This window comes from Aquimarina sp. MMG015 (genome assembly GCF_018100855.1).
GTDB classification, from domain to species: domain Bacteria; phylum Bacteroidota; class Bacteroidia; order Flavobacteriales; family Flavobacteriaceae; genus Aquimarina; species Aquimarina latercula.
The window spans coordinates 85,870-101,557 of sequence record NZ_JAGJEB010000001.1; the positions used below are offsets into that span (position 1 = coordinate 85,870).

Below are 15,688 nucleotides of genomic sequence, written 5' to 3' on the forward strand. Positions count from 1 at the left end.
TTACTCATTCTTACTTGTAGCCTATCCTCTCCTTTTAAAATATCCTAATAATTTCTTTACGTAACTCTCATCCACTCTACTACTTATCGAACCTGCACCGCTTCTAGTAAAACTATCTTTAAAATAATCTACTCGATCTTGATAATACTTTCCATAATTGGTTCTTATTTTCTTAGAGCTCGTATTTACCAAAAGTAACTCTCCCGTTTCTTCATCTTCCATCTGGACCATTCCTAAATTAGGAATCTCCTCTTCGCGCTTATCATATACTCGAATGCCCGTAACATCATGTTTTCCTCCAACAATTTTTAACGTTTGCTGATAATCATCCGCAATAAAATCAGAAAGCATAAATACAATTGCTTTCTTTTTCATTACGTTTGATAAGAATTTCAATGCTTCCGTAATATTAGTTTGTTTACTCTTAGGCTCATATTCTAATAATTCTCTAATAATTCTTAACACATGAGATCGTCCTTTTTTTGGTGGAATAAAAAGCTCGATTTCATCAGTAAACAAAATCAATCCTATTTTATCATTATTCTGAGTAGCAGAAAATGCTAATGTCGCAGCAACCTCTGTAATAATGTCTTTCTTAAATTGTTGTTTGGTTCCAAACAATTGTGATCCAGAGACATCTACCATTAACATCATTGTCAATTCTCGTTCTTCTTCAAAAACCTTAATATATGGTTCATTATAACGAGCAGTTACATTCCAATCAATATTACGAACATCATCCCCAAATTGATATTGTCGAACTTCGCTAAAAGTCATACCACGGCCCTTGAAAGTAGAATGATATTCTCCTCCAAATATATGGTCACTCAAGCGCCTTGTCTTGATCTCAATTTTTCGAACTTTTTTTAGTAACTCTTTGGTATCCATTTTTTGTTTTGTCATTTCGCACCCGATGCGGAATCTATCAAATCATACTTTCTAACAAATAATAATGAGATTCCTGCCTTCGCAGGAATGACAATACTATGGAACTTCAATCTCGTTTACAATCTTATTGATGATATCCACTGAAGTAACATTTTCTGCTTCAGCCTCATAAGTAATTCCAATACGATGACGTAATACATCGTGTACTACAGCACGAACATCTTCTGGAATAACATATCCTCTTCTTTTTATAAAAGCAAAACATTTAGCAGCAGTAGCCATATTAATACTTCCCCTTGGTGAAGCTCCAAAACTGATAAGAGGTTTTAACTCTTCCAAGCCATATTTCTCAGGGAAACGAGTGGCAAAAATGATATCCAAAATATATTTTTCAATCTTTTCGTCCATATATACTTCTCTTACTGCTTCCTGAGCTCTAATAATTTGCTCTACGGAAACTACAGGATTTACTTTTTCAAAAGAACCTTTAAGATTTGCACGAACGATTAATTGTTCATCCTCTAATTTGGGGTAATCAATCACCGTCTTTAGCATAAAACGGTCAACCTGCGCTTCTGGTAGTGGATACGTTCCTTCTTGCTCAACTGGATTCATAGTCGCCATTACCAAGAAAGGTTTATCTAACCCGAAGGTCTCATCACCAATTGTAACTTGTTTCTCCTGCATTGCTTCTAACAAGGCACTCTGCACCTTGGCGGGAGCACGGTTAATCTCATCAGCTAACACAAAATTTGCAAAAATAGGCCCTTTCTTGATCGAAAAGTCATTTTCTTTCATATTAAAAATTAGTGTCCCTGTTACATCTGCAGGTAATAAATCTGGTGTAAACTGGATACGACTAAAACTTCCGTGTACGGCTTTTGAAAGGGTATTTATAGCTAAGGTTTTTGCTAAACCAGGAACACCTTCTAACAAAATATGTCCTTGTCCTAGTAATCCTATTAGTAATCGCTCGACCATGTGCTTCTGGCCTACGATTACTTTATTAATTTCTAAAGCAAGTAAATCTACAAATGCAGATTCTTTCTGTATTTTTTCATTGATTGAAGCAATATCAATAGAACTATTTTCTTCCATCTATTCTTTTTTTTAAAAGCGTGAATTTAACATTCATGTTTCAGCATTGCAAATTGTTAAATTATTTTTCTTCTTCTTGTTAATTATAGGTTAAATGTGTTGTCTTAAAATACGCTTACGCCCAAATTTTACAGTATATTTAGATCTTTTTACTGAAAAAGCGGACGTAACAATTTTCATCGCCTTTCGCGATGATGTTTCTAAAAGACGAAAGTCTTTAAATAATGTTGCAAAAATCTAAATGAAAAATCATCTATTTTATGAAAACAGCATTGATAACTGGAGCTACAAGTGGCATAGGAAAATCAACAGCTTATGAGTTTGCCAAAAAAAATATAAATCTAATACTTTGCGGAAGAAGACAAGAACGGTTAGATCAAATGAAATCCGAATTAAGTAAAACGGTAAAAGTCCATACGCTCTGCTTTGATATTAGAGATAAAGAAAGTGTTTTTAAAAGTATAGAAAACTTGCCTCGAGAATTCGATACCATAGATATATTAATTAATAATGCTGGAAATGCACATGGATTAGATCCTATACAGACTGGAGAGATCGATGACTGGGACGCTATGTTAGATATAAATGTAAAGGGACTATTATATGTATCCAAAGCAATTATTCCTAAAATGATTTCACAAAAATCTGGACATATTATCAATATTGGTTCTATAGCAGGTAAAGAAGTTTATCCCAATGGAAATGTCTATTGTGCCAGTAAACATGCCGTTGATGCTATTAATAAGGGAATGCTGATAGATCTAAATAAACATGGTATAAGAGTTGGAGCTATACACCCAGGATTAGTAGAAACTGAATTCAGTAATGTTAGGTTTAAAGGAGATGATAAAAGAGCTGATACCGTTTATAATGGTTTCGACCCTTTGAGGCCTGAAGACATTGCTGACATCATTAGTTTTGTAGCTACAAGACCTTACCACGTAAACATTTCTGATCTTGTAGTTTTACCAACAGCTCAAGCTAACAGTACAATTGTAAATAAAGGTTGATAATTTCTTTATCTTCAGAGTATTGTATGTTCGGTAAAAATACCTAAGTTTATGTAGGGAAAAAGAATATTGCAATATGTATGAGGAATGATTAACAAACGTCTTTTAATAAAAAATCTTTTAGCGCATAATGATGAGAACAGTTTTTATGACAAAAAACGCAAACTTAATATTGGTGAAAAAGAAGGTAAGGCTAAATTCCTAAAACATATATGCGCTCTTTCTAACTCCAATCCTAAAAACAACTCATATATTGTCATTGGAGTTGAAGATGAAGATAACCAAATCATAGGGGTAGATTTTTTTGATGATAGTAAGATTCAAAACCTAGTAAATGCTTATCTATCGAACCCACCTATTGTAGCTTACGAAAACATTCCGTTCCCTCACTTGCCTAGTGACAAGGTGGTTGGACTAGTATCGATTCGTTCTCAAGACGGCAAGCTATGTTCTCTGCGCAAAAACATTTGGAAATATTATGGTGGCAGTGTCTTTTTTAGGGATGGAAGTATCAGTATGCCTAAAGTATTTGACATAGAAATCAAAGATGTTAATTCTGACATTGTTGAGTCCATAGAGAGTCATGCTCAAAACAATATTGAATTAACATTAGATGGAGTATTTGATTTTATGAGCTCCAGAAAAGATTACAATCCTACGTATAAAGTATTTAAAGAATACTTCGTAGTATGCTGGTCTGCTAAAGAAAAACATGTAAACGAAGAGGTATACTATTCTAGAGTAGATATTGCTTTAATCAACGAGCAAGTAAAATTATTTTATTCCCAGTTTGACGAAATAAGCATCTCTATTACTGAAGATGAATTTAAAATAATAGAATATGTTCAGCTTGGTTTGCAAGAAACATATAATTACTACCCTCTAGAAGAAGTAACTATTAAATTTAAGAACAATGTTAGTTATGATATAGAAAGTAAGATTTTATTTGAACCTCCACAATTTGATAGGAAAACATTGTATCATCTATACAATAGTAACAATGCTTTAATCGAAAAACTAAAAAAGAAAATGCCATTAACTAGAAATGAGCAAAAAGACATTCTTAATCTACCTGTAACCTATCTTTTATGTTATTTTAATGATTTTAATGAAGCAAAAGATAGATTAGAAGAAGCTAAACCTTACCTAAAAAATTATACTGATAGTAAAGTATATTCATTATATAAAGAAAGTATGCGAATCTTGAGAAAAGTAAGATACAATTAGATAAAGACTATACACCTTAAAATAAATAAGGGAAAATCAATTATCTCCCCTTATTTATTAAAAACCCTAGTTATTGCTGTAATAAATCAAAAACTTGTTGTGGATAAGGACTATTAAACATTGCTCCATGACCTCCAGTATCAATTTCTATTACCTTAGCCATTCTATCACTAAGAAATGTCTTTTCCGTAGTCAACAATCCTCCTGTTTGAAAATCATCTTTTGCAAAAACATAAATCACATTAGACAAATCTCCTGCTGTAATCTTTAAAGGAAAACGCTCTCCACCGATAGCTCCTAAAAATGAAAAAACAGAGGGGCAGGATTGTTTTATATCATTATATTCTTCCAAGATATCTGTCCTATCTTCTTCTTTTGGTGTTGTTCCATTTAAAAAGTAATAAGGATTCCCTTGCAAAAAATTATCAGGTACTTCTGGTTGCATTTCTAAACGAGCCGCCATGATTACAAATTTATCCGCAGTAGTATTTCCTTTCTCTGCAATATATTTTGTTACCAAAAAACCTCCAAACGAATGTCCCATTACATATACCTTCTTTCCCTTGGACTTAAAATTCTTAATTACTCTATCTAGCATCTCTATACTCACTTTATTTTCTAAATCAGCTTGTTCCTTTTTCAATGCTTCATTCATACATAAGCTATTATTAAGTGTAAGTGCTTGATGCATATATACTCTATAATAGTTCTTAAATAAATCATTGTAATCTGTATTAAAACTACCATTAAGCTCAAAATACTCATCATCTAATTCCTTATCTGGTCCTCCTTGTTCATAGATAACAACTGTATCAGCGCTTTCATTTCCTTTAGCACTAAATAATTTTGTAATATCATCTGGTATTTTGGTAAGTGCATTTTGTATATCTAATTCTTCTAACTGTACTGAATCGTCATCATTGTTACAATTGACTAATAACAAAGCAATAGTAAATACATAAATTATTTTTTTCATTTTGGATAAATTTTTACAAAAGTCACTTCGACTTTCTTTATTTATATTTTATTCCCAAAACACATAACTCATAAAATACCCTAAAAAAACTTTCTAATATTTTATTCTTTCTCAATCTTACATTATTATCTACATCTAAAACCTTTTAGACAATATTCAAAAAAATAACATTTTACTCTTATGTAATACCTTTAAAAATGTTGTAAAATAGTATCTTCAAGTCCTCTTAAAATCAGAAGTGTAAAATGAGTAGAAATCTTGTTATTGGAGATATACACGGAGCTCTAAAAGCTCTTAAACAATTAATTAATAAAGCAAGTGTAACAACTGATGACACCTTAATCTTTCTTGGTGATTATGTTGATGGGTGGACAGATAGCGCCCCGCTAGTTTCGTTTCTTATCGACTTGCAAAAAACGCATAACTGTGTATTCATAAGAGGCAATCACGATGAACTCTGTTATACTTGGTTAAAAGAGAAAAAATATAATCCAGAATGGATAAAACACGGAGGTCAGGCCACTATGGACTCCTATCAATCCTTATCAAAAGAAGAAATTGAGACCCATCTTTATTTTTATGAAAATCTTCTTAATTATTATATTGATGATCATAATAGACTATACCTACATGCAGGTTTCACGAATATCCATGGACCACATCGAGAATATTTCAGCAAATTGTTCTATTGGGATCGAACTTTATGGGAAACTGCTCTTTCTATAGATCCTAAACTAAAGAAAACAGATCTCGCATATCCAAAAAGACTTTTACTTTTCGATGAAATTTATATTGGTCATACTCCAGTGACTAGAATAAACAAAACAACTCCTGTAAACGCAACTTGTATTTGGAATATGGATACAGGAGCTGCTTTTAAAGGCCCACTTACCATAATGGACATAGACACTAAAGAGTATTGGCAAAGTAATCCGGTATATACCTTATACCCTGATGAAAGCGGAAGAAATTAAAAACATTTACGCCTATAAAATCAATCTAAAATCGCTCTAATGAGCGATTTTTTTATTCTTGATGTTTACCTAATCATATAATACTATACTAATAGGAAACTAAAAAACGTAACGCAATGAAAACCTCAAAAATTTTATTAGTATTTCTATATGTTATTAGTATAGCATGTAATACAGAAGACGACGTAATTACAAATGATTTCTCAGACATTTCTTTGGCTTTTGATTTAAAAACTCAAGAAGATCAAATGGGAGGATTTGCAGAAAACTCCATGGTAGCATTTGAAGGAAAAATATGGTCTGTAGGTGGTGATAACGCTTATACCCCAGAAGATACGTACTCTAGCGATGTTTGGTCAAGCAATAATGGCATCAATTGGGTATCTGTTACTAGCAATATCTTCGAAGCAAGATATCGTCATACACTTACCGTTTTCAATGATCAAATGTGGTTAATTGGTGGAAAAAATAACTCTGATGAACTTTTATCTGATATATGGAACTCCGACGATGGTATTACTTGGTCTAATGTAACAATGACAGCCCCTTTTGGTAATATGTCCGCTCATACTACTACAGTATTAAACAACAAAATGTACGTAATTGGTCCTTCATCTGATCGAACTAATATGATTGTGTGGTCCACTACAGATGGTATTAATTGGACAGAAGAAACCGCAAATGCTTTTCCTGTTAGAGGTAATCACCAAACAGTAGCCTTTAATAATACCCTATACGTTATTGGAGGTAGAAATGAAACCGATAGATTTAATGAAATCTGGTCCAGTAACGACGGAATAAACTGGTCTTTAGTGTCTATTTCATCTTCAATTTTTAGCGCTAGAGATTTACATACAGCAACCGTTTATAACAACAAAGTATGGGTTGTTAATGGAAAATCAGATACATCAAGAGTTGTAAAAGATATTTGGTATTCTTCTGATATGCGTAATTGGACAAGGTATGATGAAATTATTCCTTTTGAAAGCTCGCATTCTCATACGTGCTTAGCTTATGGAGAAGAACTATGGTTGTTTGGAGGTTATATAACATCTGGAACATCCGGAGAAATCTGGACAATTGACGAAGATTAAAATCAAATAAATCCTTTTATAATTATGAAAACGCTCTTATTAATTTTCGCAATACTTATCACAACTAATAGTATCTCTCAAAATGATTGTAGTCAATTTTATCCTTCTAAAGTAGGGACTAAGATCACAATGCATCATTTTAATAAAAAAAACAAATTAACTTCTGAAACAAACTATGAGGTTTTGGAGGTGAACTCTTCAGGGTCAGGTTCTAAAATTAAAATGAATATGTCTATGAACGATTCTAAAAAACAAAAAATTATTACAGAAACACAATTTATTGCAATCTGTGATGGAGGAACTACAAGATTAGATCCTGAATCTATAATTTCTCCAGGATTATTTAAACAATACAAGGATATGGAATACAATATTAAAGGAACTGGAATTGATATTCCTAATTCCATCAGTATTGGACAAGAATTACCCGATGGTCACGTAACTATGTCAGTAGATGCTGGTGTAATGAGCATTGATATGACAGTAGATCTTAAAAAACGTAAAGTAGCATCAAAAGAGACTATCAAAACATCTGCAGGATCGTTTGATTGTTATGTAATCACCTATATCAATGAAACAAATATGAGTATGGGTATGAAACAGACATTTTATGTAAAACAATGGATTTCTAAGGGTGTTGGTTTAGTACAACAAGAAACTACTAAATCTAATGGAAAATTACTCAGTAAATCCGTTCTAGCTAGATTACAATAGACATATTTTAACCATTTACATAAGAGAATCTAATAAAAAAAGGTTCTCTTTATTGTAAATAAAAATAAGACACCTTATACCGACACAACCTCATCATCATCTAATAATTCTTCTTGTCGTAGACGTAATAGAATCTGTGCTACTGCTACTGTATCCTTTTCACAATAAATTACAATTCTGTCTATATCGTTTTCTTCATAATAAACCTGTCTTACCTGACTACCATCAATATCATCCTTAGGAGAAGGAATCCCTAAAATGTTGGTCAATAACTTTAATGAAGTATAATGTTTATAATCCCCAAATTTCCATAAATCCAAGGTATCTAGATGTGGAACTTCCCAAGGTTTTTTACCAAACAGATTTAGCTTAAATGGTAAGCTGATATTATGAATAATCATTCTTCTAGCTATATATGGAAAATCAAATTCTTTACCATTATGTGCACAAAGTAAATGATGTGGATGATTAAAATGTGTTTCTAATAAATTTTTGAAATCTATCAACAATTGTTTCTCTTCTCCGTAAAAAGAGGTAGTTCTAAAGGATCTTATTTCTCCTTTAAAGGTAAAATATCCTACAGAAATACATACAATTTTTCCGAACTCTGCCCAAATTCCTGCTCGATCATAAAATTCTTCTGGAGAGAATTCTTCTTTACGTTGATATTTGGTTTTATCAGCCCAAAGATATTTTTTCTCATCTGTTAGCTTATCAAAATTCTCTTGTTCTGGAACTGTTTCTATATCCAAAAACAAAACGTGTTCTAAATTAATCTTATGAAGCATTCTCTAACATTTTATAAGCCTCTTCTATATAAATGAAAAAATCCTCACTAAAAGATCCTTGCGGCCCTCCTCTATGATGTCCTAAACGTACAATAATTATATTATCTTCTGGAATAGTTATTACATACTGTCCCAAAATCCCTCTCATTACAAAAATATCTTTGTTCAAATGATCTGATAACCAAAAGCCATATCCGTACATATCATCATTTTCGAAACGTTTTTGGGTTGCTATTTTTGTAAATTCCTTTGGTAGTATTTGCTTTCCATCAAACTTTCCGTCATTTTTAAATAGTACTCCAAAACGAGCAAAATCCCTTGCATTACTAGCGATACAACAATAGGTTTTCTCCATACCACTATCCTCACTATCTACCTGCCATAAAGCATCTTGTTCCATACCCATAGGTTTCCAAAAGCTTTCGCTTAAATACTCTGACAAAGTCTTGCCAGTTGCTTTCTCTATCACCATTCCTAATAGCTGTGTACTCCCACTTAAATATTCAAACTCTTTACCAGGTTCGTTCACTACTTCTAACCCATTCATAACATCTCTTAATTCTGGGTCATAATATGCTCTTGCAGTTATAGAAAAAGGACTTGTATAATGCTCTGTCCAGTTTAATCCCGATGACATAGATGAAAGATCCCCTACAGTTGTTTTAGCAGCTAATCCTTCGGAGAATTTTGGCAAAAAATCTCCAATCGGTTGATTCAAACTTTTGATATAACCATCCATGATCGCCTTTCCTAGCAAGGCTGTTGTAATACTCTTTGCCATAGAAAAAGAATTCGTCTTAGACTCCGCACCATAACCTTCTGCATAGTTTTCATACCAAATCTTATCATTTTTAATAATCATAAAAGCAACGGTCCCCATTGCATCATTGGTAGTATTTAATCTTTTAGTAGGATTTACTTTATTATAATTGGTATGCAATTCCCATGGAATTGGTTTATCCCCTTTTTCTATTGTGTGATTATCAAAATAAGTGTAATCATCTATATAAGCAGTGGTATGTCCTGTCATATATACTACACGAACTCCTTTTAGAATATAATCATAATCAAAAATATATAACAAAATCACACAAAGTAGTATAATCGCCAGAAGACCTTTAAAAAGTTTTTTGATAATTCTCATCTGAATTAGAAATTTTAATCCTCTAAGGTATGAAAAATAAAATCTCTGTTTAGAACAAAAAAAATGCCCGATGAATCGGGCATTTTAATTAAAGATAAACAATTATTATGACGATAATTTAATTCGATTAGGTTATAATAGTGTAGATATATAACTTATAAGAATGCTTGTTGAGTTTGTGTTATTTTTTTGAAATATCAGTTTAATATTTCACATCTTTTATTTATAAGCTACATCTAAAAACAGAAATCTATAATTAGGGCATATGTATTACAAAATAAAGTCTCACTAAAAGCTAATCCAAGTAAACTAAAGACTATTAATCGCTATTTCAAATTTAGGAGTTATTTGTTTCAATCCTTTTGGGGAATATTTTTTTGGTATGATTCAATGTATAAAATGCAGATTTTAATGTATGAGCAGACAAATTTAAAATCATGTTCGAAAAATAATATTCTAATAAAATTAAATTACATTCAATTTCTGATATAATTCTTTCTTAGAATCTCTTGCTATTGGTAATGATTTCTCATTAGACATAACAACGTATCCTCCTTGCTCTTTCACCAAGGTATTAACGTGATCTAAATTAATTAAATAGGATCTATGAATTCTAAAAAAACCAAAAGGTTGTAATTTGGATTCTATATATTTCAGATTCTTTGATATTACTATTTCTTTCTCATTTTTTCTAATAAACGTAGTGTAATTACCATTACTAATACAATAAAGAACACTAGGTATTTTTATAACATGCGTGCCCTTAGAATCTGTTATAGAGATTTTAGGAACTTCGTGAATTTTAGCATAAAGTTGATTAAAGCTAGCTATTGGGTCTTCTTTGTCTTCACTCTTTTCTTTTATCGGAATTGCCTTATCTATAACTTCTACTAATAACTTAGGGTCAATAGGTTTTAGTAAATACCCTAGCGCATTATATTTATATCCATCTACGGCATATTGATTAAAGGCTGAAACAAAGATGATTTTAAAATTAATTTCTTCGAGCTCATCAAGAATATCAAAAATTGTAATGGATCCTAATTGTACATCCAGAAAAACCACATCTGGGTTAAGATTAGACAGACCTTCTAGTATAGATTTCTTATCACCAGCTTCTCCTATGATTTCTACCTGAGGGCAATATGTACTCAATAAAAGACTAATGTTTTCTCTAGCCTTTTTTTCATCATCAATGATAAAACATTTTAACATTTGATCCATTATTTCTTAATCTCTTTAACTATAGGCAATGTAATAATTACTTCTGTTCCTAATGATTTACCCGTATTATCATACAAATCGTTTATAACAATATTGGACTGCCCTTTTACTGTTGTATTTAAAATATCTAATCTTTCATTTGTGTTTTCTGTAGCGATTGACAAATGAGATACATCAGTTCCTTTTTTCTTTAGTTGTTCTGATGCTTCTCTACCGATTCCATTATCTACAACTTTACAAACGACCATATCCTGTTCTTTTTGCAATGTTATATTTAGTTGTCCTGCAACGGAAGAATGAGAAAAACCATGAATTATCGCATTCTCAATAAACGGTTGTAAAATCATAGAAGGTATTCTTGGGTTACTTTCTAAAAGGACTGGATCCACATCGAAACTCGCTTCAAATTCTTCCTGAAACCTTCCTCTTTGCAGATTTACATAGGATCGAATAATCTCTAGCTCTTTTTTAAAGTTAATATATACACTATCCGAACTATTTAAAACATTTCTTATTAATCCCGAAAGTTCCGTCATATATTCGTTTGCTCTGATATTATCATTTTTTAAAATATAATTCTGTAAGGTATTAAAGCTGTTAAACAAAAAATGTGGGTTCATTGAAGATCTCAACGAAGTTAATCGTGTATGCGTTAATTTTTCATTTATTTTATAATATTTAATACGATTAATATACCCTCTATATACTAATACCAGCACAGTAACTACTAATAATAGTCCAAGGAAATAACTTTGCCATTTCGTCTTACTAACTTCTTTTTCTATTTTTAGATTTTTCTCTTCTAGTCCAGAAATGACTTCTTCTTTAGCTAATAATAAATTCTTACTTTCGCTTTTCGCTAACTCTTTACTTACCTTAACCTTTAATTGCCTAGATTCCAGCAATCTTATATCTCGTAAACACTGAACACTTGCTTTTAAATTTCCTGTTGTTTCATATAGCCTTGATAAATCTTCTTTTACCGTAATTAAATCAGAAATATCGTTTTTCTTTTCGAAATTATTTTTAGAAATTAAAAAGTACTCAAGTGCTTTATCATAATTTCCTAAATCATATTGTATTGCACCCATGGTGTGCATTAATCCCGGATATAAATCATCTCCATCCTTATACGTCAAATTATCATTATCCCACTCTATATTAGTTCGTATTACCTCTAGTGCTTCTTTGGGCATTTTTTTTAAATAATATGACCAAGCAATATTATTATATACCATAATGCAATGTCTGGTCGACAATGAATTTTTCTCACAACCTACAGCAGCTAATCTAGAATAGTATAATATAGAATCAGCTTCTTTATCATTAAAAGACGCCGATAAATTTAAGTACGTAGCTCCTTTCCGTTTTTTAGTATCCTCTGGATCAATGTGTGTTAAGGCTCTTTTGAAATCAATTTTAGCTTGATCTTGATCACCAATATCTAAGAATAGTACACCTCTATTTAATAAAATATCCCACTGATAATCCGAATTGTCATCTGAAGAAGCCAAGGCTAATGCATCTCCATAATACTCTAAGGCTTTTATATATTCTCCTATTCTATTATGTAATAAACCTAATCTATTTTTTACATACATCAAGCATTTTTTATCATTCTGATTCGCACAATACTCACTTAAAAAATTAAGTACATTCATGGCTCTCAGGTATTCTCTAGTACTATCCGTAAAAAAGCGTTCAATTTTATAAACCATCCTTTTTACACTATCAATATCCGAGCTATTCTGAATTAGTTCAAAAGCATTATCGTACTCTTTTTTAGCACTTACAATGTCATTTGCTTTAAATAAGCTATCTCCTGTTTTTAGTATTTTCTGAAGAGACTCTTTTTGCAACTTTATAGGTTGATTTAACTCTTTATCTAGGGCTTCTTGAGATACAACATTAAAACACCCAAAAAAAAGTATACTAATCGAAATGAAAAAGGTTCTAAAAAAAGTCATTAAAAAAGAGATTGTTGCTTTACAGGGTTTTCATGATCTAATAACCATTTTTTGCGCCACAATCCTCCAGCATATCCGGTAAGAGAACCATCACTACCAATAACACGATGACATGGAACAACCACCCAAAGCGGGTTTTTTCCATTCGCAGTGGCGGCTGCTCTTATACATTTTGGATCGCCAAGTCGTTTAGCTATATCTAAATAACTTACTGTTTTTCCAAAAGGAATATTAGAAAGCTCTCTCCAAACTCTTTTCTGAAAATCTGTCCCTGATGGATTTAAATCAATATTGAAATCTGTTCGATTCCCTTCGAAATAATCTTGTAGTTGAGTAACTACATCTTTTAGTTCGTCTGGAATTTTATCGGAAGGTATATGTTCTTTATCTGCTGTTATAGAAATCTTAGAAACACCCTTTTCATCACCTGTAATAGAAGCAATACCTAAAGGAGTTTCTATGAAAACGGTAGAAATCACTCTTCTTTTTTATCATTCAGAATACCTAAACGTCTTGCTCTTGTTTCCCAATTTTTTCGGGCAAGGATTTGCATATCTGTTTCTGTATCACTTTCATCGACAATCTCTAGACCAAGTAGCGTTTCTATCAAATCTTCCATAGTTACTAATCCACTAACGGAACCATATTCGTCTACCACTAATGCTATATGATTCTTAGTCTGAATCAAATCATTGAGTAAATCTGGAATAGGTAAATTTCTATTAGTAAATATGATTGGTCTTTTTATTTCTCCAAGAAGTTTATGACCGTTCTGGTTGGCCATTTCTTTAAAAATTTCATCTTTTAATACCTGTCCTGTTATATTATCAGCTTTATCTTTATAAACGGGTATTCTAGAAAATCTAAGATTTTGATTCTCTTTAAAAAACTCTTCTACTGTTGTATCTTCTGAGGCAGTTTTAATAACTGTTCTCGGTGTCATTACATCTTTAGTAAAAATCGTTTTAAAATTTAAGAGATTTCTAATCACTGTAGACTCCGATTCTTCAAAAACACCTTCTTCTTCAGCTATATCAGCCATGGCTGTAAAATCTTCTCTGCTCAATACCGATCCATGATGTCCTTTTCCCCCTATCAGTTTTGTTGTTAACTGTAATAGCCATAAAATCCCTGTCCATTTAAGTGGCCAGATCAATACGTTTAATGCTTTAGAAGTAAAATTAGAGAGTTGTTTCCAATACGTAGCACCAATAGTTTTTGGTATAATCTCTGAAGCAACTAATATCAATATGGTCATTATAGAAGAAACTACTCCTACCATTAGATCTTCTGTCATTTCTATTCCAAAAATCTTACGAGTTTCGGTTCCATACATTTCTGCATATGCGACTTTTGCTTGCACACCTACTAAAATAGCTCCTACTGTATGAGCAATTGTATTAAGTGTTAAAATAGCAATTAGCGGTCGATCAACATCTTTCTTTAGTTTTTCTAATGCTGTTGCGTATGCTTTTCCTTCTTTTTTCTTAACATTAATAAAGGTAGGAGTGATACTTAGTAATACCGCTTCTAGTATTGAACATAAAAAAGAAAAGAAAATAGATACGACTCCGTATACAAGTAATAATGCCATAATTATAATTAGTTGGTTTTGCTAAAGTACGGATTTGGTATTCATTTGCGAAAATAAAAATATAGAATACTTATTACCAGCCCACATACTTTGGCGGTTTTATCTCATTGAGATTTAGATATACAATTAATTGACCTCTATGATGTGTTACATGATCTTGGAGTAGATTTAAAATCTGAAGTTTAGACTTTGGTCCTGCAAAAAAATCGACTTTAGCAGTTAATGATTCTTCTGATACCTCTGTTACTCTTTTAGATACTTCATCAAATGAATTTTTTAGAAACTCAATGATTTCATTTTTAGTATTTGGAGCATTATCTGCAAGTTTCTTCCTGTCAAAATCTTCTTCCGAGAAGTATGTAGTACTTAACCATAACATATTACCACAAATATGTAACAATTGATTTTTAAAATCCATTTCTCTTTCTGTCGGCGCAAATGCATATTTTTCTTCTGGCATTGCATCAGCCATCTCTAATAAATATGTTTTAGAATTATTCCATTTTTCTAAAAATGCGGATTTCGGTGTTATTTGCTGAGACATTGCGGTATATGATGTGAGAAAAAGAAGTAAATATATCTTTTTCATTACTTGGTTACTTCGTTCATATACAACTCTATCGCCTTTAACTCATCGTCACTGAATTTTTCTAAACGCACAAAGTTTGTTTTCATAACTGCATAGTTATCTGGATCTACAATTGGATCTTTTTTCTGTCTAAGAAAACCTATAATATCACCATTCCGTTCTTTGTATATTTTCATGATATCGTTAACACTCGGACCAACAGATTTTTTATCCAATCTATGACAAGAATAACAATTACCTTTTCCTTTAAATAGCTTTTCGCCCAATGCAAACTCTGGAGATTTTTCTTTTTTCTTTCCTCCAATTACTATTTTTTCTTTTTCAGGTTTTTTTTCTGATTGGCAGCTAGTTGCTATAAATGCAATGCTTAAGAGCGCAATAAAAATGTTCTTCATTTGTGT

The 15,688-nt window shown here is 31.7% G+C and carries 16 protein-coding genes; 5 read left to right on the top strand and 11 right to left on the bottom strand.

Annotated elements, in window-relative coordinates:
* Positions 1-21: 21 nt before the first annotated feature.
* Together J8L88_RS00400 and J8L88_RS00405 are read right to left on the bottom strand one after the other, a co-directional pair.
* Positions 22-888: a DUF58 domain-containing protein gene (locus J8L88_RS00400; protein ID WP_118390063.1), complete on the bottom strand. Its 867-nt coding sequence runs from the start codon at positions 886-888 to the stop codon at positions 22-24.
* Between the two features lie 96 nt (positions 889-984).
* Positions 985-1,986 (bottom strand): MoxR family ATPase, encoded by a 1,002-nt coding sequence (locus tag J8L88_RS00405; protein ID WP_108802773.1) that lies wholly within the window; start codon positions 1,984-1,986, stop codon positions 985-987.
* 260 nt (positions 1,987-2,246) lie between these two features.
* Between J8L88_RS00405 and J8L88_RS00410 the strand changes: the two genes are divergently transcribed.
* Together J8L88_RS00410 and J8L88_RS00415 are read left to right on the top strand one after the other, a co-directional pair.
* Positions 2,247-2,996, top strand: coding sequence for an SDR family NAD(P)-dependent oxidoreductase (locus J8L88_RS00410; protein WP_211059647.1), 750 nt, complete (start codon positions 2,247-2,249; stop codon positions 2,994-2,996).
* 87 nt (positions 2,997-3,083) lie between these two features.
* The gene (locus tag J8L88_RS00415; RefSeq protein WP_027394336.1) at positions 3,084-4,223 is read left to right on the top strand and encodes an ATP-binding protein; all 1,140 of its coding nucleotides are present in this window, start codon (positions 3,084-3,086) and stop codon (positions 4,221-4,223) included.
* 70 nt (positions 4,224-4,293) lie between these two features.
* On the opposite strand, the gene J8L88_RS00420 is transcribed toward J8L88_RS00415, so the two are convergent.
* Positions 4,294-5,199, bottom strand: coding sequence for an alpha/beta hydrolase (locus tag J8L88_RS00420; RefSeq protein WP_211059648.1), 906 nt, complete (start codon positions 5,197-5,199; stop codon positions 4,294-4,296).
* 245 nt (positions 5,200-5,444) lie between these two features.
* Between J8L88_RS00420 and J8L88_RS00425 the strand changes: the two genes are divergently transcribed.
* The 3 genes from J8L88_RS00425 to J8L88_RS00435 all read left to right on the top strand — a co-directional run bounded on the left by J8L88_RS00425 (position 5,445) and on the right by J8L88_RS00435 (position 7,981).
* A complete protein-coding gene (locus J8L88_RS00425) occupies positions 5,445-6,173 on the top strand; it encodes a metallophosphoesterase (protein ID WP_118388576.1) in 729 nt (242 codons plus the stop codon).
* A gap of 116 nt (positions 6,174-6,289) precedes the next feature.
* A complete protein-coding gene (locus J8L88_RS00430) occupies positions 6,290-7,267 on the top strand; it encodes a kelch repeat-containing protein (RefSeq protein ID WP_211059649.1) in 978 nt (325 codons plus the stop codon).
* Between the two features lie 24 nt (positions 7,268-7,291).
* Positions 7,292-7,981: a hypothetical protein gene (locus tag J8L88_RS00435; RefSeq protein WP_211059650.1), complete on the top strand. Its 690-nt coding sequence runs from the start codon at positions 7,292-7,294 to the stop codon at positions 7,979-7,981.
* A gap of 74 nt (positions 7,982-8,055) precedes the next feature.
* On the opposite strand, the gene J8L88_RS00440 is transcribed toward J8L88_RS00435, so the two are convergent.
* The 8 genes from J8L88_RS00440 to J8L88_RS00475 form a co-directional block, all read right to left on the bottom strand.
* Positions 8,056-8,769, bottom strand: coding sequence for a 3'-5' exonuclease (locus J8L88_RS00440; protein WP_027394341.1), 714 nt, complete (start codon positions 8,767-8,769; stop codon positions 8,056-8,058).
* A complete protein-coding gene (locus J8L88_RS00445) occupies positions 8,759-9,913 on the bottom strand; it encodes a serine hydrolase (RefSeq protein WP_211059651.1) in 1,155 nt (384 codons plus the stop codon). Before J8L88_RS00445 ends, J8L88_RS00440 begins: the two co-directional genes overlap by 11 nt.
* Before the next feature lie 465 nt (positions 9,914-10,378).
* Positions 10,379-11,128 carry a LytTR family DNA-binding domain-containing protein gene (locus J8L88_RS00450; RefSeq protein WP_158594474.1) on the bottom strand — a complete coding sequence of 250 codons (750 nt, stop codon included), beginning with the start codon at positions 11,126-11,128 and terminating at the stop codon, positions 10,379-10,381.
* Between the two features lie 8 nt (positions 11,129-11,136).
* Positions 11,137-13,104 carry a histidine kinase gene (locus tag J8L88_RS00455; RefSeq protein ID WP_211059652.1) on the bottom strand — a complete coding sequence of 656 codons (1,968 nt, stop codon included), beginning with the start codon at positions 13,102-13,104 and terminating at the stop codon, positions 11,137-11,139.
* On the bottom strand, positions 13,104-13,580 hold the full coding sequence (locus tag J8L88_RS00460) for a methylated-DNA--[protein]-cysteine S-methyltransferase (RefSeq protein ID WP_211059933.1): 477 nt from the start codon (positions 13,578-13,580) through the stop codon (positions 13,104-13,106). Before J8L88_RS00460 ends, J8L88_RS00455 begins: the two co-directional genes overlap by 1 nt.
* Positions 13,580-14,698 carry a CNNM domain-containing protein gene (locus tag J8L88_RS00465; RefSeq protein WP_118388564.1) on the bottom strand — a complete coding sequence of 373 codons (1,119 nt, stop codon included), beginning with the start codon at positions 14,696-14,698 and terminating at the stop codon, positions 13,580-13,582. Before J8L88_RS00465 ends, J8L88_RS00460 begins: the two co-directional genes overlap by 1 nt.
* Positions 14,699-14,771: 73 nt before the next feature.
* Positions 14,772-15,287, bottom strand: coding sequence for a DinB family protein (locus J8L88_RS00470; RefSeq protein WP_027394347.1), 516 nt, complete (start codon positions 15,285-15,287; stop codon positions 14,772-14,774).
* Positions 15,287-15,682, bottom strand: coding sequence for a c-type cytochrome (locus J8L88_RS00475; protein WP_211059653.1), 396 nt, complete (start codon positions 15,680-15,682; stop codon positions 15,287-15,289). Before J8L88_RS00475 ends, J8L88_RS00470 begins: the two co-directional genes overlap by 1 nt.
* Between the last annotated feature and the right edge of the window lie 6 nt (positions 15,683-15,688).

What these genes read in the sequence shown, in the direction of transcription:
- J8L88_RS00445 (WP_211059651.1), bottom strand. Translation starts at nt 9,913, where the DNA reads ATGAGAATTATCAAAAAACTTTTTAAAGGTCTTCTGGCGATTATACTA.
- J8L88_RS00470 (WP_027394347.1), bottom strand. Translation starts at nt 15,287, where the DNA reads ATGAAAAAGATATATTTACTTCTTTTTCTCACATCATATACCGCAATG.
- J8L88_RS00405 (WP_108802773.1), bottom strand. Translation starts at nt 1,986, where the DNA reads ATGGAAGAAAATAGTTCTATTGATATTGCTTCAATCAATGAAAAAATA.
- J8L88_RS00465 (WP_118388564.1), bottom strand. Translation starts at nt 14,698, where the DNA reads ATGGCATTATTACTTGTATACGGAGTCGTATCTATTTTCTTTTCTTTT.
- J8L88_RS00415 (WP_027394336.1), top strand. Translation starts at nt 3,084, where the DNA reads ATGATTAACAAACGTCTTTTAATAAAAAATCTTTTAGCGCATAATGAT.
- J8L88_RS00455 (WP_211059652.1), bottom strand. Translation starts at nt 13,104, where the DNA reads ATGACTTTTTTTAGAACCTTTTTCATTTCGATTAGTATACTTTTTTTT.
- J8L88_RS00430 (WP_211059649.1), top strand. Translation starts at nt 6,290, where the DNA reads ATGAAAACCTCAAAAATTTTATTAGTATTTCTATATGTTATTAGTATA.
- J8L88_RS00420 (WP_211059648.1), bottom strand. Translation starts at nt 5,199, where the DNA reads ATGAAAAAAATAATTTATGTATTTACTATTGCTTTGTTATTAGTCAAT.
- J8L88_RS00475 (WP_211059653.1), bottom strand. Translation starts at nt 15,682, where the DNA reads ATGAAGAACATTTTTATTGCGCTCTTAAGCATTGCATTTATAGCAACT.
- J8L88_RS00400 (WP_118390063.1), bottom strand. Translation starts at nt 888, where the DNA reads ATGGATACCAAAGAGTTACTAAAAAAAGTTCGAAAAATTGAGATCAAG.
- J8L88_RS00450 (WP_158594474.1), bottom strand. Translation starts at nt 11,128, where the DNA reads ATGTTAAAATGTTTTATCATTGATGATGAAAAAAAGGCTAGAGAAAAC.
- J8L88_RS00440 (WP_027394341.1), bottom strand. Translation starts at nt 8,769, where the DNA reads ATGCTTCATAAGATTAATTTAGAACACGTTTTGTTTTTGGATATAGAA.
- J8L88_RS00435 (WP_211059650.1), top strand. Translation starts at nt 7,292, where the DNA reads ATGAAAACGCTCTTATTAATTTTCGCAATACTTATCACAACTAATAGT.
- J8L88_RS00410 (WP_211059647.1), top strand. Translation starts at nt 2,247, where the DNA reads ATGAAAACAGCATTGATAACTGGAGCTACAAGTGGCATAGGAAAATCA.
- J8L88_RS00425 (WP_118388576.1), top strand. Translation starts at nt 5,445, where the DNA reads ATGAGTAGAAATCTTGTTATTGGAGATATACACGGAGCTCTAAAAGCT.